At 40.8% G+C, this 25594-nt stretch carries 20 protein-coding genes; 2 read left to right on the forward strand and 18 right to left on the reverse strand.

All coding sequences use genetic code 11. The features are described from left to right. Nucleotides 1-22: 22 nt before the first annotated feature. From ebgA to COE25_RS25405, 9 genes are all read right to left on the reverse strand, one after another. On the reverse strand, nt 23-3079 hold the full coding sequence (ebgA, locus tag COE25_RS25365) for a beta-galactosidase subunit alpha (protein WP_257208959.1): 3057 nt from the start codon (nt 3077-3079) through the stop codon (nt 23-25). 73 nt (nt 3080-3152) lie between these two features. Continuing rightward, nucleotides 3153-4856: an amylo-alpha-1,6-glucosidase gene (locus COE25_RS25370; RefSeq protein ID WP_098934598.1), complete on the reverse strand. Its 1704-nt coding sequence runs from the start codon at nt 4854-4856 to the stop codon at nt 3153-3155. A gap of 15 nt (nt 4857-4871) precedes the next feature. Further along, nucleotides 4872-6170: an MFS transporter gene (locus COE25_RS25375; protein ID WP_098934599.1), complete on the reverse strand. Its 1299-nt coding sequence runs from the start codon at nt 6168-6170 to the stop codon at nt 4872-4874. A gap of 120 nt (nt 6171-6290) precedes the next feature. Continuing rightward, on the reverse strand, nt 6291-7121 hold the full coding sequence (locus COE25_RS25380; RefSeq protein ID WP_088085250.1) for a carbohydrate ABC transporter permease: 831 nt from the start codon (nt 7119-7121) through the stop codon (nt 6291-6293). A 35-nt stretch (nt 7122-7156) separates the two neighbouring features. Beyond that, the gene (locus COE25_RS25385) at nt 7157-8101 is read right to left on the reverse strand and encodes a carbohydrate ABC transporter permease (RefSeq protein WP_098934600.1); all 945 of its coding nucleotides are present in this window, start codon (nt 8099-8101) and stop codon (nt 7157-7159) included. A 20-nt stretch (nt 8102-8121) separates the two neighbouring features. Further along, complete coding sequence (locus tag COE25_RS25390) at nt 8122-9402, reverse strand: ABC transporter substrate-binding protein (protein WP_098934601.1); 1281 nt, start codon at nt 9400-9402, stop codon at nt 8122-8124. A 120-nt stretch (nt 9403-9522) separates the two neighbouring features. Next, nucleotides 9523-10317: a response regulator transcription factor gene (locus COE25_RS25395; RefSeq protein WP_306298914.1), complete on the reverse strand. Its 795-nt coding sequence runs from the start codon at nt 10315-10317 to the stop codon at nt 9523-9525. Beyond that, nucleotides 10295-12028 (reverse strand): sensor histidine kinase, encoded by a 1734-nt coding sequence (locus tag COE25_RS25400; protein WP_088085247.1) that lies wholly within the window; start codon nt 12026-12028, stop codon nt 10295-10297. Before COE25_RS25400 ends, COE25_RS25395 begins: the two co-directional genes overlap by 23 nt. Nucleotides 12029-12264: 236 nt before the next feature. Next, nucleotides 12265-13020, reverse strand: coding sequence for an NRDE family protein (locus tag COE25_RS25405; RefSeq protein ID WP_098934602.1), 756 nt, complete (start codon nt 13018-13020; stop codon nt 12265-12267). A 342-nt stretch (nt 13021-13362) separates the two neighbouring features. Between COE25_RS25405 and COE25_RS25410 the strand changes: the two genes are divergently transcribed. Next, nucleotides 13363-13596 (forward strand): hypothetical protein, encoded by a 234-nt coding sequence (locus COE25_RS25410; protein WP_098934603.1) that lies wholly within the window; start codon nt 13363-13365, stop codon nt 13594-13596. Between the two features lie 94 nt (nt 13597-13690). After that, nucleotides 13691-13870, forward strand: coding sequence for a DUF3934 family protein (locus tag COE25_RS25415; RefSeq protein WP_088085243.1), 180 nt, complete (start codon nt 13691-13693; stop codon nt 13868-13870). A 143-nt stretch (nt 13871-14013) separates the two neighbouring features. Here COE25_RS25415 and COE25_RS25420 read toward each other — a convergent pair whose 3' ends face one another. The 9 genes from COE25_RS25420 to COE25_RS25455 all read right to left on the reverse strand — a co-directional run bounded on the left by COE25_RS25420 (nt 14014) and on the right by COE25_RS25455 (nt 25591). Next, nucleotides 14014-15084, reverse strand: a complete 1071-nt coding sequence (locus tag COE25_RS25420) for an LLM class flavin-dependent oxidoreductase (protein ID WP_098934604.1) — start codon at nt 15082-15084, stop codon at nt 14014-14016. A gap of 22 nt (nt 15085-15106) precedes the next feature. Next, nucleotides 15107-15952, reverse strand: coding sequence for a VOC family protein (locus COE25_RS25425; protein WP_098934605.1), 846 nt, complete (start codon nt 15950-15952; stop codon nt 15107-15109). Between the two features lie 250 nt (nt 15953-16202). Further along, entirely contained in the window at nt 16203-17585 is a 1383-nt protein-coding gene (locus tag COE25_RS25430) for an L-cystine transporter (protein WP_098934606.1), read from the reverse strand. A 260-nt stretch (nt 17586-17845) separates the two neighbouring features. After that, entirely contained in the window at nt 17846-19507 is a 1662-nt protein-coding gene (locus COE25_RS25435) for a glycerol-3-phosphate dehydrogenase/oxidase (RefSeq protein ID WP_180247604.1), read from the reverse strand. A 43-nt stretch (nt 19508-19550) separates the two neighbouring features. Continuing rightward, complete coding sequence (gene glpK / locus COE25_RS25440) at nt 19551-21041, reverse strand: glycerol kinase GlpK (RefSeq protein WP_098934607.1); 1491 nt, start codon at nt 21039-21041, stop codon at nt 19551-19553. 172 nt (nt 21042-21213) lie between these two features. Next, the gene (locus tag COE25_RS31035) at nt 21214-21387 is read right to left on the reverse strand and encodes a hypothetical protein (RefSeq protein ID WP_180247602.1); all 174 of its coding nucleotides are present in this window, start codon (nt 21385-21387) and stop codon (nt 21214-21216) included. 131 nt (nt 21388-21518) lie between these two features. Further along, on the reverse strand, nt 21519-23711 hold the full coding sequence (locus tag COE25_RS25445) for an alpha-galactosidase (RefSeq protein ID WP_098934608.1): 2193 nt from the start codon (nt 23709-23711) through the stop codon (nt 21519-21521). Between the two features lie 171 nt (nt 23712-23882). After that, complete coding sequence (locus COE25_RS25450) at nt 23883-24920, reverse strand: sensor histidine kinase (RefSeq protein ID WP_098934609.1); 1038 nt, start codon at nt 24918-24920, stop codon at nt 23883-23885. Continuing rightward, nucleotides 24917-25591, reverse strand: a complete 675-nt coding sequence (locus COE25_RS25455; protein WP_098934610.1) for a response regulator transcription factor — start codon at nt 25589-25591, stop codon at nt 24917-24919. Before COE25_RS25455 ends, COE25_RS25450 begins: the two co-directional genes overlap by 4 nt. Nucleotides 25592-25594 lie beyond the last annotated feature (3 nt).

Below are 25594 nucleotides of genomic sequence, written 5' to 3' on the forward strand. Positions count from 1 at the left end.
CCACGGGTGGTGCCTGACACCTTTAGCTCTGTTCTCTTCCAAGCACTACAGCTGTGGTATTTTTAGTATTGAAGGAAGAAATCCGAAATGAAAGGGTAAAGTCTTCGAATTTACAGCGATATTTTTCGAGCTGGTCTTGGCCGCAGGAGTTGCTGCCGAGACCATTTTGTTTGTAGTCTATATTCAAGACTACGTAGTCACGCGGCTTTAAATCGACCGTATGCTTGGCAAGTTCTAGGTCACTAACTTCATAGTGTGAAGCACTGAAGTCAAATTGGTCATCAGCGATGAAAATGAGGCCATTAGACTGACGATCTGTTATGCTTACCCAGTCACAATCAGAACGGTTGCCGTTTTCTTGCGGTTTCACGTAGTTTGTGAACAACTCATCAACTGTTTGACGGTAAACACCTAAGTGATTTGCTTGCTTCGAATCCACATAACTTTCACCAGGTCCTCGGCCGCGCCACTGACTATTGGTAAACTCCTTATTCAAGCGCATATTCACACCGAGACGCGGAATCATGACCGGTGCATTTTCTTTCATACCGGATGCAATTCCATTTATGCTGCAAAGAATATCACCATCCGGATAGATTCTATATTGATAGTTTAATTGATAGTACCAAGAACTGTTTGTTGAACCGTACAGTGCATCTGTATCCCATTCGAATACTCCGTTTTTCAACTCATAGCGGATATCCTCGACAATTTCATGTCCGAGATGCATAAAGTATTTTGTTCGATAATCATTTAGCAAGTACATATCATTGTCAATCGGTGCACGCCAGAAGTTGAACTTCGGACCCTTTTCAATCTGGATTTTCCCATTTCGGGTAACTTGTTTTAGTGTTCCTTTGACGCAATCGAACGTGATGGTAAAATCAGTGCCACTAACGTTTAGTAGCGCTCCCTCTTTTTTAATGAGAAGCTCGCCATCACCGTGAGCTTTTGGTGATTTTGACTTTCCTGGGAGCACAAAGGAAGCGTTCGCTAATTCATGTCCTTTCGGTGCCCAAGGTGTATCCTGATTTAATTTATATGAAAATACAAAATAGTAATGGGCTCCACTAACTTTTTCTATGTCCTGTCCAACTGGCAAATGAATCTCTGCTGTTTCACGCCCAGCTAGTTTTGGAAGCTCCACATCAAAGGAATCAACCAATCGATCATCCTCAAATAACGAACATGTTAAATCCAAATGAGCTAATGATAAGAAATCATATCGATTCATCAGACGGAAAAGGCCCTTCTCGATATCAATACATTCTGTTTGAACTGGTTCAATCACTTTTTTATACTCATATAGACTTGGGGAAAGTGAACCATCCGGCATGATTAACCCATCGATACAGAAGTTTCCATTCGTCGGGTCATCACCAAAATCACCGCCATACTGATAGTAAACTGTACCATCCTCTGCTACAGCTTCAATTCCGTGGTCAAACCATTCCCAAACGAATCCGCCTTGGAGTTTATCATACTTATAAAATAAGTCTTGATATTCTTTGAGATTTCCAGGCCCGTTCCCCATAGCATGGGCATATTCACAAAGAATATGTGGTTTTTTAGACTTTTCAATAACCTGATCCATTGTCCTTCTTTCCTTATGTTCAAGCCATGTATACATCGTGCTGTATACATCGGTCACCTCTGCTTCAAAATCTCCTTCATAATGAACTAGGCGCGTTGGATCCATTTCCTTTGCTCGCTTGGCCATAGCTCGGAAATTATCACCAAATCCAGACTCATTCCCTAGCGACCACATGATAATGCAAGGATGGTTTTTATCACGCTTAATCATCCGCTCAATCCTCGAAACATATGCCGTTTCCCAGTCTGAATCATTACTGATCCAATCATACTTTCCTGTCAATTCAAACCCGTGACATTCTAAATCCGTTTCATCAATCACATACAGCCCGTATTGATCACAAAGATCATAAAGGTATGGGGCATTCGGATAATGAGCCGTACGTATGGCGTTGATATTGTTTTGCTTCATTATCTTGATGTCGCGCTCAATTTCCTCTCTCGTCACCACTCGGCCTGTCCTCGGGTTGTAGTCATGACGATTCACGCCCTTGAACTTAATGGCCACACCATTTACGAGGAATGTATCCTCTGCCATGACTATCGAGCGGAATCCTACATGCTGATGTACCACCTCAATAATTTTTCCATCTTCCATTACTGTCATATAGAGGTTGTATAAATAGGGCTGCTCTGCACTCCATTTTAAAGGTGACACTATATACCTGCTTAAAGGCTCGTTTGCCTTTTTTTCCTCGATAAAAACTGGCTTGCCTTCTGGATCAATTAATTCATAAGTAATGATTTGGTTGCGCTGTTCCGTCAGCTCAACCAAAACAGTTAAGGTCGCATTCTTCCATTCTCTATCAAACTCTGTCGTTACGGTAAAGTCATATACGCCAGAAACCGGCCGAGTATATAGTTCAACATCACGGAAGATCCCGCTCAGCCACCACATATCCTGGTCTTCAAGATAAGTCCCATCTGACCATTGGAAGACGCGGACAGTGATGGTGTTTGCACCTTGTCTGCATAGTTTCGTAATATCAAATTCTGATTGAATCCGAGCCCCCTTACTATAACCAGCAAATTCTCCATTTACATACAATTCGAAAGCAGAATCGACACCATTAAAACGAAGGATTAATTGTTCTTCATCCAAATTCCGATCGAACTCAAACTCTCGACGATAAATGCCCGTTGGGTTTTCAGTTGGGACACGGGGCGGAATAATCGGAAAATTGTACCACAGATCAGAATAATGCATCTTCCCGTAGCCTTGCATTTGCCAGTTGCCAGGAACAGCAATTTCGTCCCAAACTTTCGTATCCAAATCGTCATCATAAAAGCCATCCGGCCAATATTCGGGAGCTTCGAGGAATACAAATTTCCATATTCCGTTAAGGTTTTGATAGTAGTGACTATTGGCCACATTATGTGTTTCAGCCGCACTAAGTGAAGGATAGCTGATAAAATGAGCACGTGCACTTAAACGGTTTATGCCATCTGTATGGATGTCTTCCCATCTTTTTAGTTTTTTCATCATTAAACCTCTCAATCGTTAATATGTTTTTATTACAAAACGCTGTGCTTTGAGATGTAGTCGACTTACCTTCTCTTTAATCCTTAATTGAATCCTCTTTACTTAGATGTTGTCCAAGGATAAGGAATACGCTCGAGGTCCATGTAAATGCCGGATCACGAAGTCCAGATCCAGTTAGAGCGTCATAGTTTTCCGCCATGCCTGACTTGGTTGCCATTGAACAGAATTTCTCTGCCACCTCGAGAGCTAATTTCTTTTCACCGGATGAGACCAAACCATCTACTAGAAGCATAGTTGTTGGTGCCCAGATTGGGCCGCGCCAATAACCATCTTCCCTGTAAAATGGACTGTTTGGCAGCTCGGTTGCCAATCCATATTCTGTTAAAAACCCCTTGGTCTTTATATCTTCTACCAATTTCTTTAAGATTTCCGGCGGAAGCCTATCTCCAAGAATCAGAGGAACATACAAAACCAGACTGTCAGATTCGATGATTTCATGTGTGCCTGACCGTTTTGCTACAAATCGTTGTCCGTTCCAAAAATGTTCAATCATTCTATTTAACAATGCTTGCGACTCATCCATCCATTTTCTAGCTTCCTCATTTTTTCCAAGCTTACAGGCTATTTCCGACAAAACTTCCATTTGCAGCACTAGAAAGGATGAAAGGTCGGGACTTTCAACCGGAGTCCCTTTGTGGAAAATTGTACTATTATCCCAACCACTGTCATTTCCGTGATTGTATTGCGGAATCCCGTCTTTGTCACTGTCCTGGAAAGTCAGCCACCACTCCGTCCATTTAACAAGCGGCTGATAAACTTCTAGCAGTTTCTCCGCTGAAACAAAATCGTTTTGTTCCGACATGCGCCTTAGTGTCCAGCCATGGATAGGCGGTTTTGTGAAATTCCACAACGCAGACCTGTTATTGACAAAGTCTGGAAGCATTCCGGATTTATCCTGCAAATCAAAAAAGATCATAAGCTGGTCCCAGGCGAGGTCGGGGTTATTTTTTGCTAACGCCAGGGCATTAAAGCAGTGATCCCAGCTCCAAATATTTGTCATCCAGTTCTTCGACATGTACATCGCAGGCCTAGTCAGCATTCCTTCAGGCGCCACCACGCATGACCAGGTAACATAGGCCGCCATTTCTTTCCCTCGGACATACTTTTCAGGTATCTCAAGGGTATTATCGACCCATGATTCATATTCCTTTAAAACGTTATCGTGCCCTTCTGTAAAAGCCGAGTAGGAACGGGCTGTGTAAACCGTCATAAACTCCTCAATCACACCTTCCATTTCCCCCATGTCCGACTCTGGAAGAAAGTCGACAATAATTTTTTCACAACGCTGTTCAATAAAAGGTGCATCCACGACGAGGCGTCCTTTTATCGAAGTAAGCATATACCGCATTTCCTGACGGGAGTGATTAACTTCCCAACGATCATCTTCCACAGGAACCGCATAATCATAAGCTCCGGTAATTCCTGTCAGTCTGACCCCCACGCTATGACTTCTTATCTGTAAAACTCGGGCTTCTGTTATACAAAATTCTGCATAACCTTCCGCATTTTCGAGCCGGAGCATGCTCGGACTTAGTACTGCCTTATATGGCACGAGGTTCCCCTCATGAATAAGATCAATACGGAATACCTCGCCAAACTCATTGTCCCCATTTCGGATATTACGGAGGTAGAGGGGGCTGTCACCCTCCTCTTGGTGATTTCGCGAAATTGTAATAAATGAACCATAACGGCTGAAGGGAATTTTTTTTATATCAAACATAAGCTTCACTCTCTTTCAACATTCATTTGTTATCCCTTCCTGGGTGTTCTTCTGAAATTCTTGATCTGCTTCAAAGAATTTCGGTCTGATAATATAAGTAAAGTACGCATATCCGAGCAAGAGAAGCAGTCCTGCCAAAATAAATGGAAGTGTATAGTTCTTTCCAGCTAAGATGGTTCCGACTAGAAATGCGGCTAAAGCGGATCCAATACTACGGAATACGGCTCTCATTCCCGCATACAAATCACGTTCCTCATCTTTAAATGATGACATCGATAGACTGTCAACCAGATTGGTCAGCATGGTAAAAACCCCACCCCTTACTAATAAAAGTGTCGAAAAGAAATAAGGATGGATGTTTAAAAATAAAATAAAACAAAGAAGGATATTCACCATGTAAATATAAAGAAATGTCTTTTTCACCCCGAAGCGGTCAATCAATGAAGGTGAGAAAATAGAACCTATAAACAATGCCAGACCATTTAGAGCCAGTAGCATCGACACAGCCTCATTCGAGAAATCGAAACGGAACTTAATAAATAAATTCAAGTAAGGCTGGAGGCAAGATACTGCACCGCCAGTAATCAGTGCGAAGACAGCAAATAACAGCAATTTTTGCTGAAAATCACTCGAATGCTTACCTTGCCTTTGAAGGAAAGCATTCGGTTCAGAACCTGTTTCCCTTCGCTGGTTTAAATCCTCCCGTGTAACTTTTTTCCTTCGCTGCTCTGCAGGAAGCAGGCCTCCTCTTACACAGGCTAATAATAGAAACAATATTGAGGTAGTAATTAATGTATTTTGGTAGCCCTTCTCTGAAAGTTCAATCCAATTAGGCAAAAAACCGCCAATTAGTGTTCCCGCTCCCGTAAACGCAGTAAAGACTGCGAATAAAAAGCTATAGGCTTGGGTTTCTTCCCTTTTTGAACGGCTATAATGGAACAACAACTGTATTTCCGTCGTTTCCACAAGTGTTAGGCCAATGGAAACCACAAATTGAGCCAAGAAAAAGAATGCAAAGCCTTCTGCAAAAGCAAAAATAATGCATCCAATGGCAATACTTGTTATCCCTGTAACGAGCAGCTTTTTCCGACCTGCTTTTTTAGCCAGGATGCTCACAGGAATTGCAAAGATTCCCATTACTAAGATCCCCATCGATGTGATGAGTCCAATTTGCTTTTCTGTAATACCCATTTCAATTAAATGAAGATTCAAGATCAAGGTAAACATTCCAATGCTCAGCCCGTACAGTGATTCAGTGGCCAAGAAACGTTTCACACCCGACGGCATAGTAAGAAATCTTAATGACTGTATCATAGAGTGTTTCAACCTTTCATTTTCAAAAAAATTTCTGAGGAATCTCCCCTTCAATAAACTAATCAGAAGGTGCTTATCCCTTCTGATTAGTTCCTGTTTTGAGAAACAAATAAATACTTGTTATCCCTTTACCCCTGACTTAGAAACATCCTCCACTATATAGCGCTGTGCCGCGAAGAAGAGAACAAGCGGTGGTATGCTGATTAGGAAGGTTATTGCCATGATTCCTTCCATATCAACGCCAAACATTCCTTTGAACTGCGCAAGTCCAAGCGTTAGTGTATATTTGCTCTGATCATTCAAAAACACAAGCGGTCCTAGGTAATCGTTCCAGCAATTCAACATGCTGAACACCCCAACTAAAATTAATACCGGTTTCATGAGCGGAAGGTAAATTTTATAAAAAATTTGAAAAGAGTTGGCACCATCTATTCTTGCTGCTTCATCCAGTTCTTTTGGTATGCCCATGATAAACTGGCGCATCAAGAAGATATAAAATGGGGCACCAAACCAGGCAGGAACAATCAACGGTTTCAACGTGTTAATCCAGCCAAGGAAGTTAAATTCCATATATAAAGGAATCATCGTTACTTCCCATGGAATCATCATTGTGGCAAGTAGCACCATAAATAAGAAATCTCTTCCCTTAAAAGTAAATCTTGCAAATCCATAGGCCACCAGCGATGATGAAACAATTTGGCCAAGAGTTGCCAAGATTGTTACCGTTAGTGAATTCATCAGGAATTGCGTAAATGGCTGAGAAATCCATGCTTCCTTAAAATTCTCAAAGTGAAGACTGGAAGGAATCCACTTTGGCGGGAACAGATAGAGCTCTTCTGGTGATTTTAACGATGTCGTCACCATCCAAAATAATGGTGCCAAAAATAATAGCGAGAAAAAGATTAAGAGACCGTATATAAAGGTTTTTTCAACCCTGCTTTTCATTTTCATTGTAAACCCCCAGTATCAATAGATTGGCTGCAGTTTTATTTCTTCTTCACTTCTCCTTCGTAGTACACCCAGGCAGACGAGGATTTAAACACAAGCATTGTTAAACCTAAAACAATCAAAAACATAAACCACGCATTTGCAGAAGAATAGCCCATTTTAAAATATTTAAAGGCATTTTCATAAACATACATTGCGTAAAAATAAGTTGAATTGAGCGGCCCTCCGCCAGTTAATAACAGGGCTAACGTCAATTGTTGAAAGGCAGCAATAATCGTTGTAATGACATTAAATAGAATGGTTGGCGTCAAGAGCGGTAAGGTTATTTTGAAAAACTGAGTTATTTTATTAGCTCCATCGATGGATGCAGCTTCATAAAGTTCACCCGAAATGCCTTTTAAACCTGCCAGGAAGATTAACATCATCGTACCCTGACCCCAAAGGCTTGCTATCACCATCGCGATAAGTGCCCAGCCCGTCTCATCGAGCCAGTTAGGACCTGTGATATCAACCAAGGAAAGAAAGTAATTTAGAATACCGTATTCACCGTTGAAAACCCAAGCCCAAATCATCGCAAGGGCTACGCCGGAAATGACGGATGGAAGGTAGAAAAAGGTTCGGAAAAAGGAGTGGCCTTTTACGTTTTGATTCAACAAAATAGCTAAAACTAGGGCTACAATGATATTTAAAGGGACGAACAATGCGGCGAATTTCACCGTTACCCCTAGTGATTTCCAAAACAGGGGATCATCCATAAACATGGTCTTATAGTTATCAAGTCCGATAAATGTCGCCTCACCGACAACCGGCCAATCATAAAAACTGATAAATAGTGAATATAATAAAGGTCCTAGCGTGAAGGCAAGAAACCCGATTACCCATGGGGAGATAAATAGAAGTGGGACAATCTTGTCCCACTTTATTTTCTTTTTCTTATTTATTTCCACATAGGGTGTGGGAGAAGCAGGTAAAGAATTCAACATGAACACCCCATTTATTTAGTCTACTTCTTCATGTATTTCTCAGAATCGTGAACAGCTTTATTTAGTAGTTTATCAGCATCTTGCCCAAGCATCACCGCATTTACGGCTGCAGACAGGTTACGGTTGATTTCATTCCAATTCTTATTCAAAAGAAATGCTGGTGTATCGTCAGATCGTTCAAGCATTTTATAGAACGGACTGATCAATGAGTCCTGCTCCATATTCATTTCTTTTACAACACTGATTCGAACTGGCAAATCGGCTGTACGCATTTTAATTGCTTCTGTAGAGGAATAAAACTTTACAAATTCATAAGCAAGATCTTTATGTTTAGAATCCTTCGCTACCGAAACAGCTGATGAAGCAATAACCCCTTTTGCAGGCTTGTCGCCAAATGACGGAACTTCGACCGTTCCGAAATTAATCTTAGCTTCTTTAAAGCCTTCTAATGGCCAAATCCCGCTTTCCCACATGGCGATTTTTCCAGCTTTGAAAATATCATCGCCGCTTTGCTGATTTTTCCCGCCAACAAGAACAGCGCTTTTCTCTTTAAGAAGATTACTTAAAATTTGAATGGATTCAATTGTTTCAGGGCTGTTCATATAGCCCTTAACTTCTTTCCCGTCATTACTTATGAAGCTCCCGCCATTGCTCCATACCAGCCCTTGTAGATCATAGGTATCTGGTTCTGGTACAATTCCAACACCATATTGCTTTTTGCTTGGATCAGATAGTTTTTTGGAAATTTCTTTAAAATCATCCCATGACCAGCCATCCTTTGGATAAGGGATGTTTGCTGCATCAAATAAATCTTTGTTATAATACACAACTCGTGTTGTAAATCCAGCAGGCATTCCATAAATTTTTCCATTCATGCTCGAATAATTAAATAAACCTTGGTAAAAATCATCCATATCCATTTCGGTATCGCCTTCGATGTACTGATCAAGCGGCTCGAGTGACTCGTAATATGCTGGGAAATTCCACATATACATCATATCCGGTGGATTTTTCGCTCCAAAAGAGGCAGCCAACTTCTGGTCAAAACCATCACCGTAAGCTTCCACTTGAACCTTAACACCTGGATTCCTTTCCTCGAACTTTTTGGCAATATCCTGTTGAATTTTCAAGGCCTCTCCAGAGTCCCAGGTAGCAAAGCGAAGTGTAATATTGTCTTTTCCATCCTTCTCTTCTCCAGTTCCTCCAGAAGTATTTTCCCCTGAACTGCTGTTGGAACAAGCTGCCAAGGCGAAGACGCTAACTAATAATAAAATCATTGCTAAGATACTGATTTTCTTCATTCTGAATTTCCCCCTCTATAGAAAAAAATTAACCGCCTTCATTGTACTTCTAATGAAAGCGGTCTCATACTGAAATTCATCTTAAATTGTTCGTGATAATGTTTTAATTTTCTGTGAAGTTTATGGAATAGGGGTAAAATCGTCCGGGTGGATTCTCCTTTTTGTTTGACGATAATCAGATGGTGTTTGTCCGGTACATTTTTTAAACCATTTACTAAAATATTTACCGTCATGTACTCCGACTTTCTCCCCTATTTCCTGTAAGGTGAGAGAAGTGGTTTCAAGCAATTCGCTAGCAGCATGGAGCTTTAATTTTTCTGTAAATGTATAGAAACTTTCACCAACTGACTTACTAAAAAGGGTGCTAAAGTGGCTTCTACTAAGGCCGACCTCATAGGCAATATCAACTGAAGAGTGGGATTGTGATAAGTCTCTCGTAATCAGTTGAACGGCTTTTTGAATCGGTTCCGGCCATTTTTCATTAACCTCATTTATTACTGCTTCAGCTAGACTAGAGTCTTGTTCTTTACGTTGTGATTTTTCTATTTCATCAGAGAATTGCTTTAGGTATTCTTCAAATTCATCATCTTGAAAGGCCGTTTTTAAAATATAACCTGAAGCACCCAACCTAATGCCTTCCTGGGCATATTCGAAATCCCGGTGGCAGCTTAATAGCAGGATTTTTGTGTCAGGGGCTGCTTGTTTTATTTTCCGGGCCAGTTCTATGCCATTTTGTTCTGGCATGACAATGTCTGTAATGACTACCTCAGGGGAATGCTCTAGAAACACTTCCCAGCCTTTCTGACCATTGGAGGCATCCGCAACTACTTCCATATTGTATTTCTTCCAATTCACCGTTGCCATTAACCCTTTACGGACGATATATTCATCATCAACTACCATGACTTTGATCACTGCTCAACCTCCTTTTTGGCCAGCGTATTTTAAAAGTTGTTCCACTCTTCGGTTTTGATTCTATTGTAAGACCATATTCACTTCCAAAATGAAGCTTTAGCCGTTGATCAACATTAAACACGCCTATTCCACGGACTTTATCCTTAGGCGACTGTTCATTAAGTAAGTTTAAGGCCGTTTGTTCACTCATTCCTTTACCATTATCACTCAAGGTAAGTTCAAGTAAGTCTGATTTATCCTCAATAGTTAATTCAATTATTCCCTGTCCGTCTTCAAAGGCATGGAAAAAAATATTTTCAAATAATGGCTGCAGAGACAACCTGGGAATTAAATAATCGGAGCATTCTGGGCTGACCTTTTCATTGTAATCAAACATATGTCCATAACGGATTTCCTGCACCTTCAAATAGTGGCTTATCGTAGCCAGCTCTTTTTTTAACGGAATCAATTCATCAGAAAAATTAAGGTTTTCATGAAGAACCTCCGTCAGATGGTAAATCATTTGCTGAACTTCCTTGGCATTACTTAACCTTGCCTTCCACTGAATGGAGTTTAGTGTATTAAACAACAAATGGGGATTTATTTGGTAATGAAACGCCCTTAACTCTGCTTTCCTTTTTAACCGTTCCGTCTCACCGATTTCATCAATTAATTCATTAATTTGCTGGACCATCTGATTAAAGCTGATTGTTAATTTCCCAATTTCGTCATGTTCTTTAACAGGAATCTGAGTCTGCAGTTCGCCCACACTTACCAGTTCCATCGATTCCTTCAGCTTTCTGATTCGTTTTGCCAACGGTGCTGAAAAGACCAAAGCTAGTAGGATTGCGAGAATAATTAAAAAGAAAATGCCTAACATAGTATAGTTAAAAATAACCTCAGAGGATTGGTAAAATAGTTTTTCAGGGACTCGGATTTCAATGTTCCAGCCATAGGCTTCAATATTTTTCACCCTAACAATATCACTTGAAAGCCGCTCCACTTTTGCTTTTGTTCGGTAAAGGACTTTATTCTTTTCATTATGAATGGTTACAAAGGCGTGGACGTCTTTTTCAAGGTAGTTAATATATGAAAAAAGCTCCTCGGCATTTGTCTCAATTAACAACTTGCTTCCTTTTAAAATCCCATATTGGCTCTGGATCGGCAATACTAGACCAATCATTGGTTCAGGCGGTTTGCTGTTATCATGATGATCAGCTTTATAAAATCCAATCCATCGCTCCCCTTGTTTGATTTTACTTGCTTCCTTCCAAAACGGCATTTGAAACAGTTTTTGTGAATTAAGATGGTTTCCCCCGTAATAATAGCCAGAACTCGTTATTAGGTAGATTCCTTTTGTATTAAAAGTTCTATGGGCTTCAAGGAATCTTTCAAAGTTCTTTTTCTCTATGAATCCTTCATAGGTTCTTGGAATCTCTTCTTGAATAACAATTAAGGTAGGGTCGGATAAATATTGATGAATATCGTTTGAGACGACAAACATCTGATTAATCGTATTTTCTAATTGCTTTTCAAGCTGTGATACAGCAAAGTTTTCATAATCATTAAATTGCTTATTCACAATCGTGGATGACTTTTGATAGGAGAGATAGCCAAATAGTAGGAGAGGTATCAGTGCCACCACGATGAAAAACAGCATCAACTTGGTACGAAAGCTTCCATACAATTGATTCTTAAGATTTAAGGTAATATTTTTAATAACTTCGATCATCCTATCCCTCTTCAAGACTAGTGGTTTTCGTATGTTATCACTTTTTGCATAACAGCAAGTCTTTCCCTTTTTTTTCGTAATCGTTTTCATAAATCTCCCTAATCATAAACCAGAGTTGTTCCAATTTCCATAGACATCTCTTTAGATGGTAGTTACGACCACTTTTATGAAAATAAAAAATGAAGCATCAAAGAGAGAAAACTTCCCTTGATCCTTCATTTAGATTCAAAATGTTTCTATAATTCAATCCTATATTGCTGCTCACTTATGCCATCCTTAGTGAAGACTCGTTCCACGTATTGAATTTCTTTATCTGACATCAACATGACGGTCGAGCTTCTCGTCCCGTAGTTTCCGCTTTTGATAAACAATGGCGAAAGTATCCTTTCCCATTCTAAAGAAACGCCTGTGTGCGGAAGAAGTTCGTCTGGAGCTTGATCTGCATTTTGGAGGACACTCAAAAGGCATTCTACAAGTTCGACCTGTTCCCCGTTGATGATTTTGGACATGCCTTCCTTGCCTTTTTGCACCTTTGGCCATTCAGTATTTAATAAATGGTTGCTGACTCCATAAATTCCTGGCTCCACCTTCAAAAGCTCCTGCCCTTTATTTGAATAATAATATAGTTCCGTTTCATCCCCTGCTAGTAAGTTATAGCCAGGATACAGATCCTTTTTCTTTACAAGACTTTGCATATAATCCTTTATATTTCCTTTATGTTTCAAGGCATCGGCCACCAACTCACCCCTTGAACGCTTTCCTTCCGTTACTTCCTTTGGGTCGCGATAATTGGTCAAAGCCGCAAAACGTCCAGATGTGGTAACTCCCATCCAAGTGCCCATTTTTTCTAAATCTCTACCGGCAAGGATGTCAGGTCTGTCTTCCCAATAATGAGCAGGAGCAGTAGGCCGCCCGTAAAATTCATCTCGGTTTGCCGCTACAAGGAGCTTGTAGACCGGATGGACTCTGTAGGCAAAAACGATTAAACACATATACAATCACAGCCTTAAAAATAATTTAACCGGGGGCTTTTTATTGGATTAATGTCGTTCATCATCGAAACTAATTTACTAACCTCCAGGCCCAAACCGTCTTTTTGATCTATTAGGTATAATGTATCCAAATTCACTCCATAACCTCCATATAGAAAAATAAACCACCAGGTATTATTCGCCATGTCTCTAGAAAATCCTTTTAACATAGTGGAATCCCGAAGCGTTTTGTATCTTTTAAGTGCTAAAAATGCATAAGGAAAATAAATCTAATCCTGATTTTAATCGCAAGGTTGGAAATAATAATAGCTACGACCTAATTTAATTTGGAGGTGTGTTTCCATGTCAGAATTAGAGCCCTTAGAATACGAAACAGGGACTGCTATCCGCGAATACGACATTATTGATATTAACCAAACAGCAAACGGGTATGAAGTAGTGCTTGATATAGAATTAGACAGCGGCTATTCCTTAGCAGGAACCAAATTAGAAGTTACCAATGAGGACTTAGTAGGGTATGAAACAAATGAAATTGAGGAAGGGATTAAATTTGCCTTAGGGTTTTTCAATCATTAACAACAAACTAATATTTTTGAGGGCAAATCACCATGAACTGTGTTAAACTAACCAACGACGTTAGAAGAACGTACATTAATAATGGAGTGGTTAAATGAGTAGTGCGAAAGGGAAAGGCGGAACAGGCAGAGGAACCGGCAAGAAGGGCTGGACTCGTTGGCAAGCAGGTGTCAAAAAAGCGAAAAGCGCCAAACCATATGTCAGTAAAGGTGTTAAAAAAGCAAATGACGGAAACAACACCAGCAATAATAAAGGTGACACATCCGAAAAATAATAATAATACAAAGACTCAGGGGACCCCATCCCCCGAGTCTTTTTTTCCCCGCAAACGACCTTTTCAAAAAAAGCGACTGTCCACCACACGAGGGCAAATGTCCACGAGTGGTGCCTGACACCCTATAGCATCTTTATCCCTTTTTATTTGCTGGTTTCCCTCCGTACGACTGGTGCTACTTCTGTTGCTAATCGTTCGATGCTTTCGGCGACTTGTTTAAAGGGCATTCCGCCGATGTCCATTTGGGCGATAAATCGCTGGTGTCCGTAAAGATCGTATTGTTGGAGGATTTTTTCAATGATCTGCTGGGAACTGCCAACAAATAAAGCCGTTTCTGGTCCGGCCATCCGTTCAAAATCTTCTCTGGACATTCTTGTATTCATCCCACGCTGGCGATTAAAGTATCCCCAATAATTAGAATGATATGGATAGAACTCATCCTTTGCCTTTTGGGTTGTTTCCGAAATATATGCATGACCCGTCACTGCAACCTTCATCGATTCAGGATCATGGCCTGCTTGGCTGGCGGCCTGGCGGTAAATATCTACAAGTGGCTTAAACCGAATGTGTTCGCCTCCAAGTATGGCTATTGCTAAGTTAGTCCCTAATCTTCCTGCTCGTGCTGCGCTTGACGGAGTGCCCCCAACACCTACCCACAATGGAATATTTTCCTGTAAAGGTCGTGGAGCAATTTCCGCATCCTGCAACGGAGAACGAAATTGACCATTCCAGGTCACTCGATCCTGTGCATTCAGCTGCTGAAAGAGCTTGATGTTCTCTTCAAAAAGCTGGTCATAATCGTCTAACTCATACCCGAACAGCGGGAAAGATTCGATAAATGCCCCGCGCCCCGCAATAATTTCTGCCCGTCCGTTTGACAGGAGATCAAGTGTCGCAAAATCCTCAAAGAGACGAACAGGATCGACGGTGCTTAAGACAGTTGTAGCACTTGCCAGTTTAATTCGCTTTGTAACTTGCGAAATGGCGGACAATACGACGGGCGGTGCGGACACAGCATAGTCGAGGCGGTGATGCTCACCAACGCCCACTACATCTAATCCTGCCTCATCAGCCATTTTCGCTGCTTCAATAATTTCTTCAAGTCGCTGTCTTGTGCTGATAGTCTTCCCTGTTCCCCAATCCGGAACTAAATCCCCCAATGTATAGATCCCTATTTCCATACCTGAATGTTCATCTTTGGAATCTGGCTTCATCTTCATATCCTCCCTCAATCATTTATAAAACTAATCGAATTTGATTTCCTGAAGGATCTTCCGTTACAAAGAATTCAGCTTCTTCCGATATCTGCGCACCTAATTGCTTTAGCTGTTTCATCACATTCTCTCTTGCTGATTCATCAGGGAAAACGAGCGAGTACCAATTTAAGCCGACACTGTTTTTCGGTGGCTTCGCTGCCCCTTCACCTTGCCAAGTGTTGATAGCAATATGATGATGATAACGGCCCGTGGAAAGGAATGCCGCTTGTGGATAGTAACTAACAATTTCAAAACCAAGCCCTTTTGTGTAAAATTCTTCTGCTTTTTTCAAATTAGATACGTGAAGGTGAATGTGGCCCATAACTGTGCCCGCCGGGAGACCGCTCCATTCCGCATCACTCTCCGCGATAATTCCATTTCCATCAAGCTCTTCTGTTGCCATTTCTACTAAACCGTTGTTCCATCTCCATTCTGAAGACGGGCGATCTCGGTACACTTCAATCCCATTTCCGTCTGGATCGTTAAGGTATAACGCCTCACTTACATAATGATCTGCAGCACCCAGTGGATATCCCGTTTGAATCATATGCCGTAAAAAGACAGATAAATCAGCTCGTGATGGAAGTAAGATCGCAAAATGATACAAACCTGAACTACGTCCTGTTTTCGCAACCACATCTTTCGGCTGCTCTAGCGTTAATAATGGGTTTTTTCCGTCTGTCGTTAAGACTGCTTTACGATCTGATTTCTCCAATATTTGAAAGCCCATTATATTTTGATAAAAAGTGAGCGCATAATCTAGGTTTTTTACTTTTATGTTGACCTCACCGACATATATATTTAGTGCGTGATGAAATTTATCCATTTTCTCCTCATCCCTTCATTATTCATTTGTAAACGAATGTTATAAAAATTAATCTTTTTATTAATATGGTTATTTTACATTCCATTAAACCGATTACTATTTCCTATGCTTACAGTGTACCTCTAATTTATCTTGAATTCAAGTATTTCAAATTCATAGTATATGGGAGACCAACCTATTTTTTTCCCTTGCAACAGAAAAAGGACTCTTCCGCTAAGCGAAAAAGCCCTTGTACCTTGCTTCTCGTTTTTTATGCTTCGACGATATTAGGCTGCTCGTAAACCTCGTTTTCAAACTCGCCTGTTACTTTACTAGTGAGTATGCCTGATGTCATCGCTCCGCTGACATTTAGGGCTGTACGTCCCATGTCAATGAGAGGCTCAACTGAAATAAGCAGACCAACAATCGCAATTGGGAGATTCATCACTGATAAAACGATTAAGGCTGCGAAGGTTGCACCGCCACCTACACCAGCCACACCAAACGAACTAATCGCAACCACAAGAATGAGCGTTAGAATAAAGGATATACTTGTTGGATCCACACCTGCCGCTGGAGCAACCATCACCGCTAACATTGCAGGATAAACGCCTGCACACCCGTTTTGACCGATTGTTAGCCCAAACGAACCCGCAAAGTTGGCGATCCCTTCGGATACACCAAAGTCCTTTGTTTGTGTTTTAATGGTCATTGGCAAGGTTCCTGCACTTGTCCGGGAGGTGAAAGCAAAGGTTAAGGTTGGCAGCCCTTTTTTCACATAATTTATAGGGCTTAGTTTCGCAAATGACAAAAGGAGAAGATGGACAATAAACACAATAATGAGCGCCACATACGAGGCAATCACAAATTTACCTAGTTTTGCTATCGCGGCATAGTCACTCGTTGCTGTAACCCTGGCTATGATCGCTAAGATACCATATGGCGTTAAACGAAGAATCAATGTGACGACCCTCATGACAACAGAGTAGAAGGTATCAATGATCTTTGCAAAAAATTCACCATGCTCTGGGTCCTTACGCTTCACTCCAAGGTAAGCAATACCGATAAATACGGCAAAAATAACAACCGCAATCGTCGATGTTGCGCGTGCCCCTGTTAAATCCTGAAATGGATTGCTAGGGATTAACTCAATGATTTGTTGTGGGAGTGTCATATTTTCGATCCCTGCAACTCTCTCCTCTAACTGGGCATTCCGGGCTGCTTCTGCATCTCCTTCAGTTAGCTGAACCCCATCAAGACCAAATCCTAATGCAGAGCCAATGCCAACTGCGGCAGAAACGGCCGTCGTTGCAAGAAGGATGCCGATGACAAGAAAACTGATTTTCCCTATATTCTTCGTTAACTTTAACTTTGTAAAAGCCCCTACAATCGAAACAAAAATGAGTGGCATAACGACCATTTGTAATAGCTTTACATAGCCATTCCCGACTATGTTAAACCAATCAATCGAACCTATCGTTACTTCATGTGTCGTACCATAAATGAGATGAATAATAAAACCAAATATAATTCCTAAACCCAACGCACTAAAAACACGCTTGGAAAAAGAAACATGCTTTTTTTGCATCGTAAATAAACCAAACATGAGTAATAGCAGCACCGCGACATTTACAATGATAAGAAAGGTATTCATGGAATTCCTCCTCTTTATTTTTCGGAAAAATTGAAAACCAAATATTCCAATGCATTAAGTCGGAATTAAATTCGTCTTCATCGTCATCGGTAATTTCTGTACCTTTATACTTTAAAACAATCAAACGTTTGATATGGTAAATAATATGACATGGCCGCCCTATATATTCCAAGCCCATAAATTATTCAATCAAACGTTTGATTAGTTTTTCAATCATCCAAAAAGCTACGTGTACTATTAGGACTGCAAGGCGGATAAACTCATATCATTACAGTCGGAATCGGATGGATAGCATCCTTTAGTGCGGTTTCTAATTCGTCTTTGAACACGGCCTTCTCCTCCAATGTCCATCCAAGAGCATCTTCCATTAAGCCAATGATTGCTTCTTTCCACTCATGTACCCATTGAATATCAAAAAATAAAGCTCCCGTTCGACGGATAAAAAAGTCCACTGGTTTTACGGCCATTTCTTCCTCTAAGGAATAAATGATTTGAACATACACCTCCAGCGGCAAGCCAAATTTGTTATTTGGGTCATACGTTTTTGCAATTTCAAAAATACGATCAATATTGGAACCATAGCGATGGACTAATTTTCGGAATTGGTCCTTTGAAAATCCACTTAACTCTCCTTCTTTTTCCTTGGTCTCTATAAATGAAGCAAAGTTACGAGACCCATCCATATGACCTCCTGAAATAGGTAAATGTTTTGTTCGGCAAGATCCAATATGGCGTGCTTCGCCGCACTGTTTCGCGATCAAGTCTACCACCGTTTCTGCCATTTTTCTGTATCCGGTCAGTTTCCCGCCTGCGATTGTAATCATGCCAGAATTTGATACCCAAATTTCATCTTTTCGCGAAATTTCAGAGGGATCCTTGCCTTCTTCATAAATAAGTGGTCTTACCCCTGCCCAGCTTGATTCAATCTCCTCCGCCTTAATAGCAACGGTTGGAAACATATAATGAATTGCTTTAATAATATAATCTCGGTCAGCTGCCGTCATTTTCGGATGAATCGGATCGTTTCCATAATAGGTATCTGTTGTCCCCACATACGTTTTCCCATCCCTTGGAATCGCAAATACCATGCGGCCATCAGGTGTATCAAAATACACCGCCTGTTTAAGGGGAAATTTCGACTGATCCATCACCAAATGGACCCCTTTGGTAAGCCGCAGTTTTTTTCCAGATAACGACTGATCTTTGTCTCGGAGCGAATCGACCCATGGGCCAGTGGCATTAATGATGTGTTTTGCGTAAATATCATGAACGGTACCAGTTAATAGATCCTCAACTTTAGCACCAATCACCTTACCATCATGATAAAGAAGCTCAATCATTTTTGAATAGTTTACAGCTTTGACACCATGAGCGACCGCTTCTTTTATGACTTCGATGGTTAACCGGGCATCATCGGTCCGATATTCCACATAATATCCGCCGCCTTTTAATCCCTCTCTTTTAATCATCGGCACTTTCTGAATGGTATCATCCGGAGAAAGCATTTTTCTTCGTTCACTTTTTTTTACGCCTGCTAAAAAGTCATAGACTCGTAGTCCAATTGATGTACCGAATTTCCCAAACGTCCCACCTTTATGCATTGGCAGGAGCATCCATTCTGGTGTGGTTACATGCGGGCCATTTTCATAGACAATTGCTCGTTCCTTCCCTACTTCCGCGACCATCTTCACTTCGAATTGTTTTAAATACCTGAGACCACCATGAACAAGCTTCGTTGATCGGCTAGATGTCCCAGCAGCAAAATCTTGCATTTCTACTAAAGCCGTTTTCAGTCCCCTTGTTACAGCATCTAATGCGATTCCAGCGCCTGTAATTCCCCCACCGATGACAAGTACATCAAATTCTTCTGCGGCCATTTCCTTTAGGATTGTGTTTCTATTTGAACTCGAGAATTTTAACATTTCCACTATGGTTACCTCCATTGGGGATAAAAAGAGAGTACAATTATTTAAAAGCCCTTGCTGCATTTACAGCCTTTTTCCAACCTGTATATAAATTGTTTCGATCCTCTTCAGCCATATTTGGTGTAAATGCTTGATCCATATTCCATTGAGTCGCGATTTCTTCTTGGCTTTCCCAATAACCTACCGCTAATCCTGCTAAATAAGCAGCTCCTAATGCTGTCGTTTCTTTTATTTCTGAACGTTCCACTGGAACAGCTAACATATCGCTTTGGAATTGCATTAAGAAGTTATTAGCAACAGCGCCGCCGTCTACACGCAAGGCTTTAAGCGAAATACCTGAATCCGCTTCCATAGACGTTAAGACATCCTTTGTTTGATATGCTAGCGATTCTAACGTTGCGCGAACAAAGTGTTCTTTCGTAGTACCACGTGTTAAGCCAAAGACCGAACCGCGTACATCACTATCCCAATAAGGTGTTCCTAACCCGACGAATGCTGGAACGACATAAACACCGTCTGTAGATGTTACACTAGTAGCAAATTTCTCGCTCTCTTCAGCGCTTCTAAACATACGGAGCCCATCACGAAGCCATTGGATTGCAGACCCTGCAACAAAGATACTTCCTTCTAATGCATATTCCACTTTTCCGTTTATACCCCATGCAATTGTTGTTAACAAACCGTGCTCTGATTTTACTGCTTGTTCTCCCGTATTCATTAACATAAAGCAGCCAGTTCCATAAGTATTTTTCGCCATCCCTTTTTCATAACACGCCTGACCGAATAATGCTGCTTGCTGGTCACCTGCAACTCCGGCAATTGGCACATTATAGCCAAAGAAATGGGAATCAACTGTTTCTGCGTATACTTGTGATGATGGGCGTACTTCTGGAAGCATCGAAGCAGGAACTGAAAGAATTTCTAATAACTCTTCATCCCATTTAAGGTCATGAATATTGTACATCAATGTTCTCGATGCATTGGAGTAATCTGTTACATGGGCTTTTCCACCAGATAGTTTCCAAATAAGCCATGTATCAATTGTTCCAAAAAGCAGTTCTCCACGGTCTGCTTTTTCTCTCGCGCCTTCTACATTATCTAAAATCCATTTCACTTTTGTTCCAGAGAAATAAGCATCAATTAAAAGGCCTGTTTTATCCCTGAATAATTGATCATGTCCTTTTGCTTTTAATTCTTCACAAATCGCTGCTGTTTGACGGGATTGCCAAACAATCGCATGATATATCGGTTGGCCTGTTTCCTTATCCCAGACAACGGCTGTTTCCCGTTGGTTTGTAATACCTATTCCGGCCACTTGTTCTGGTATTACGTTAGCCCCTGCCAAACAGGAAGCCATTACCGCTAGGATCGAACCCCAAATTTCATTTGCATTATGTTCTACCCAACCTGGTAGAGGGAAGAATTGTTGAAATTCCTGCTGAGCGACTTGGACAATCTTTCCTTCTTTATTAAAAAGAATGGCACGTGAACTTGTTGTACCTTGATCTAAGGATAAAATGTATTTTTCCATATATGAACTCTCCCTTTAATTAAAATTATGCACTGATTTTTCTACCCGGACCATTTTCCTGAGGTTTCTTTCTAATTACGGAAGTTATTGCAAGAACAACTACTATTGCCCCTATTATAAACCAAAGACTCGTTTCTGTTTCACCTAGGAAGGCAGCTTAATAAAACAAGGCTCAAACCATACTCACAATCAGGACGCCTACAACAAGTGGATATAGTCTATCTGTAAATTTATTTGTACCAATCGCTATTATTCCTACAACAAGAATAATTTTCGCAAAAAAAAACCATAAAAACGCATAGGAATAGTAATAATCATTCCCAAGGGTTTTTATGGCTTTCTCCAAGTCTCTAAGCCTGCTATTATATTTTCTACATAAGCATATGCCAAAAATATTTCTTTGCAGAGGTAAATGGCATGTCAAAATCGAGAATTTTATTGAGGTATCTGAGGTAAAAGCTCGTATTTTTTATTTGATTACTTTTCTAATGCTTCGATGTGGTAAATACTCGAGGTGAAATCTCTTTTTATCAGTGGCAGCATTAATCCAATTTTCATTAGCTCATCGCCCACATATTCCTGTTCTCCTCTATTTACTCTATATATCTCATCCGACTTTAGCCCACGAAACTTCAGCCGGAAAAACGGTGGATTTGGTGTTGCCAACGTTTTAAAGTAAAAAACAGCAGCCCTTTCCTGATTCGGTGAAACATACATCCACGCCGAATCCATTCCATCAAACGGACTTAACAGCCTGAATAAGTCACCAAAACAGACGATATCCTTGATTTGATGATATCGTTTGATTTGCTCCATTACCACCTCCTTATCATCACTACTCAGCTTGTCGATATTTAATTCAAACCCCAAATTTGCAGCCATCGCCACATGGCATCTCATTAAAAGCGGTGTGGTTCTACCGACCTGGTGATTCGGCACATCTGATACATGTGCTCCCATTGTAATGGCAGGATAAATGAGACTTGTTCCGTATTGAATTTTAAGCCGTTCAACAGCATCAGTATCATCACTCGTCCAGGTTTGCGGCATATAATAGAGCATTCCAGGATCAAAGCGACCGCCTCCTCCGGAACAGCTTTCAAATAAAATCTTAGGAAATCGTTCGGTCAGTTTTTCTAGAATTCGGTACAAGCCAAGCATATAACGGTGCGCGGTTTCTTTTTGCCTGCGAGGTGGAAGCGCAGCCGAACCCAACTCCGTCATATTTCGATTCATATCCCATTTCACATAGGAGATCTTAGCACTGCTAAAGACTTCGGTCAGCGTTTCGATTAAAAAATTACATACGTCTTCCCGGCTTAAATCAAGAATTAATTGATTTCTGGACTGTGTTCGGTTCCGTCCCGGCACATGGATACACCAATCGGGATGCTTCCGATACAAATTACTGTCAGGAGAAACCATTTCCGGCTCGACCCATAACCCAAATTGCATCCCCTTTTTTTGGATATAATCAGCCAATCCGTTTAAACCATTCGGAAGTTTTTTCTTAAAAACAAACCAATCACCCAACGAACTTTTATCATTGTCACGATGCCCAAACCAGCCATCATCCAATACAAACAGTTCGATACCCAACTCTTTTGCTGCATCCGCAAGGTCGATAAGTTTTTTTTCATTAAAATGAAAATAGGTGGCCTCCCAATTATTAATGAGAATTGGGCGTGTTTTGTCGCGGTATACCCCACGACAAACCCTTTCCCTCAGAAATTTATGATAAGTCCTGGACATTCCTCCAAGCCCGTCCGAGGAATAAACCATTAAAGCCTCAGGAGTTTGAAACGTTTCCCCCGGCTTCAGCACCCATGTAAAATCAAAGGGGTTTATGCCGATGCTAAGTCTGGAAGTTTGATAAGGGTCCACTTCGATGGAAGCTTGAAAATTCCCACTGTAGACCAAACTGATGCCAAATACATCCCCATATTCTTCGTTGGTGTCTTTTGAAAGCAGCGCAACAAAAGGATTATGTTGATGGCTGCTTGAACCCCGAGCTGATGAAATGGTTTGAGTCCCGTGGCTGAGTGGCTGCCTTTCGATGTGACGCTCACGCCCCCATGTTCCATAAAGGTGCAGCCAGTCCCAATCTGATTGATGAATGTCGACTGACATACTCATACACTTATGTATTTCCACATCATGGCTGCCAAGATGCTCAAAGGAGACCGATCTCGTTATCACATCAAAATCACGATAAATTGTATAATGTAGATTCATCCCGATCCCAAGCATGGAATCTACCAGTGTCAGCACTAATGTTTCAGCATCAGAATTATCCTCGACATAAGCAGACGGTAATCCCTCAAGCGTATGTTTTCCTTGAAAAATTTCATGAGAATCAAAGACAAAGTCCGTTACCGTATTTCCGTCAGCAGAACGGATTTGATAAGCCGGCGAACGAAAGTCCCCGTTCCCAAAAGCAGGATATTCCTGTGGTAGCGTATCAAGTGAAAATTGCGGAAGAGAAGGTTCGGTAGTCGGCGAAAAAGCCCTGCCTTTAAACGCCAGAATGGAAGAAGGATGCAGCGTCTTAACCATCTTGCCCCAATACAAATGAGCAGGATATTTACCATGGACAATTTGAATCAAATAACTAATCTTGCCATTGTATAAATGAAAAATCCTATCCTTTCCATCCCAATCAATTGGCACGAGCGCTCATTCCTCCATTGTTAGATAACTTAAATTACTTACTTATCTTTCTATAAATATGATTTTCCCTATGTATATCAGAACAATAAATTTAAAAAGGGTGTCAGGCACCGTTCGTGGACATTTGTCCACGAGCGGTGCCTGACACCCTAAACAACACAAAAATGGCTTTTATAGTGTAATGGTGAAGGTGGTTCCCTTCCCTTCTTCGCTGTCAACACAGATGGTTCCCTCGTGCATTTCGATGATTTTTTTTACGATGGAGAGTCCTAAACCGCTGCCGCCTTTTGACCGGTCCCTTGCCTTATCTGCTTTGTAGAATCGTTCAAATACATGGATCTGATCTTTTTTCGTGATACCAATCCCCGTATCTGAAATTTTCACGATCGTTTTTTCATCGACCTGCTGGAGATGGACACGAATCCTTCCGCGCTTTTCAGTAAATTTAATACTATTGTGAATCAGATTGGTCCATACCTGGCTCATCAAATCTTCATCCGCAATGATAATGACCTTCTCTAGGGACACATCCAGTTCCAGTTCCTTTTCTATCCAATGCGGTTCACAGGCCAAAATAATCGTCCGTAATTGTTGGTCTAACCGATAGCTATGTCGCTCAAAAGGATGATGCTTGGATTCTAGGGAGGTTAGTTTTAGAAGATTATCACTTAATTTCGATAATCTTTTGCTTTCTGTTTCAATAATACTGAGATAATGACTTCTTTCATCGCTCGAAAGCTGGCCATATTGAAGTGCTCTTGCAAAACCCATGATCGACGTCAGCGGCGACTGAATTTCATGTGAGACGTTAGAAATAAACTCCTGCCGCATCTCTTCCAATTGCTTTAATTGCTTAGCCATATGATTAATATGGTCAATCAGACTTGTGAATTGATTTCTTTTACCAGCCTTTAAATCGAGGTATACATTAAAATCACCTTTAGAAATCCTACTTAACGCATCCAGTACTTCATGAAAGAGATTGCGTCGCCTTGAACGAGTGAATAAAGAGATAAGAAAACCAACTAAGCTCATCGTCAATAAACCAGTAATTACCGATGCCATATGACGAAGGTAATCGGATGTATGAAAATCGAAAAATCGATAAGTTCCGGAGACAATGAAATAACCTGCTGAAAAACCAAAAGAGACAAATACAAAGAAAAAGACAATCCCAAATAGATGTTGGAAAAAGTGCTTGATTTTCATGATTTTACCTCAAAGCGGTAGCCTAATCCCCATATCGTCTGAATCCGGAACGGGAATTCTCCTTCTGAAAAACGCTCCCTTAACCTTTTAATATGAACATCGACCGTTCGTTCGTCTCCTTCATAGTCATAGCCCCAAATGTCTTCAATGAGTACCTCTCGTGAAAACGTTTTTCCAGGATAGCTGGCCAGTTTAAACAACAGCTCGAATTCTTTCAACGGAATCGTATATTCCTTATTTTTAAAAGAAATTTCGTGTGTCTTTCGATTCAACTTAAATTCATTAATCGAAATCGTTTGCGAAACCGTTATATTATACCGTTTTAATAATGCTTTAACTCGAGCGGTTAACTCCATTGGGTCAAAGGGTTTAACTAGATAATCGTCCGCTCCCAACTCGAATCCTTTTAGCTTTTGTGTGGTTTCTCCTTTGGCGGTCAGCATTAAGACGGGGATATCACTAAACTCCCGCAGCTCTTTGCATAATTCCCAGCCATCCATATTTGGCATCATAATATCAATGATCGCTAAATCCATCTTTACTTTTTCCATCAGTTGTAATGCCATTACACCATCTGATGCCTCATAAAGTTCGAATCCTTCTTTTTTTAAAAAAAGTTGGAGTAGTTCGCGAATATTGGCATCATCATCGACCATTAGAACTTTTGTCATTCA

Origin of the sequence: Bacillus sp. AFS031507, assembly GCF_002584635.1 — a bacterium.
Classification (GTDB): Bacteria; Bacillota; Bacilli; order Bacillales; family Cytobacillaceae; genus Neobacillus.

Excerpts from the sequence above, each read along its gene's own strand:
- COE25_RS25430 (WP_098934606.1), bottom strand. The coding sequence starts at position 17,585 with ATGAATACCTTTCTTATCATTGTAAATGTCGCGGTGCTGCTATTACTC.
- COE25_RS25400 (WP_088085247.1), bottom strand. The coding sequence starts at position 12,028 with ATGATCGAAGTTATTAAAAATATTACCTTAAATCTTAAGAATCAATTG.
- COE25_RS25370 (WP_098934598.1), bottom strand. The coding sequence starts at position 4,856 with ATGTTTGATATAAAAAAAATTCCCTTCAGCCGTTATGGTTCATTTATT.
- COE25_RS25450 (WP_098934609.1), bottom strand. The coding sequence starts at position 24,920 with ATGAAAATCAAGCACTTTTTCCAACATCTATTTGGGATTGTCTTTTTC.
- COE25_RS25380 (WP_088085250.1), bottom strand. The coding sequence starts at position 7,121 with ATGAAAATGAAAAGCAGGGTTGAAAAAACCTTTATATACGGTCTCTTA.
- COE25_RS25420 (WP_098934604.1), bottom strand. The coding sequence starts at position 15,084 with ATGAAGCCAGATTCCAAAGATGAACATTCAGGTATGGAAATAGGGATC.
- COE25_RS25425 (WP_098934605.1), bottom strand. The coding sequence starts at position 15,952 with ATGGATAAATTTCATCACGCACTAAATATATATGTCGGTGAGGTCAAC.
- COE25_RS25415 (WP_088085243.1), top strand. The coding sequence starts at position 13,691 with ATGAGTAGTGCGAAAGGGAAAGGCGGAACAGGCAGAGGAACCGGCAAG.
- COE25_RS25385 (WP_098934600.1), bottom strand. The coding sequence starts at position 8,101 with ATGTTGAATTCTTTACCTGCTTCTCCCACACCCTATGTGGAAATAAAT.
- COE25_RS25410 (WP_098934603.1), top strand. The coding sequence starts at position 13,363 with ATGTCAGAATTAGAGCCCTTAGAATACGAAACAGGGACTGCTATCCGC.
- COE25_RS25390 (WP_098934601.1), bottom strand. The coding sequence starts at position 9,402 with ATGAAGAAAATCAGTATCTTAGCAATGATTTTATTATTAGTTAGCGTC.
- glpK (WP_098934607.1), bottom strand. The coding sequence starts at position 21,041 with ATGGAAAAATACATTTTATCCTTAGATCAAGGTACAACAAGTTCACGT.
- ebgA (WP_257208959.1), bottom strand. The coding sequence starts at position 3,079 with ATGATGAAAAAACTAAAAAGATGGGAAGACATCCATACAGATGGCATA.
- COE25_RS25455 (WP_098934610.1), bottom strand. The coding sequence starts at position 25,591 with ATGACAAAAGTTCTAATGGTCGATGATGATGCCAATATTCGCGAACTA.
- COE25_RS25375 (WP_098934599.1), bottom strand. The coding sequence starts at position 6,170 with ATGATACAGTCATTAAGATTTCTTACTATGCCGTCGGGTGTGAAACGT.
- COE25_RS25405 (WP_098934602.1), bottom strand. The coding sequence starts at position 13,020 with ATGTGTTTAATCGTTTTTGCCTACAGAGTCCATCCGGTCTACAAGCTC.
- COE25_RS25435 (WP_180247604.1), bottom strand. The coding sequence starts at position 19,507 with ATGTTAAAATTCTCGAGTTCAAATAGAAACACAATCCTAAAGGAAATG.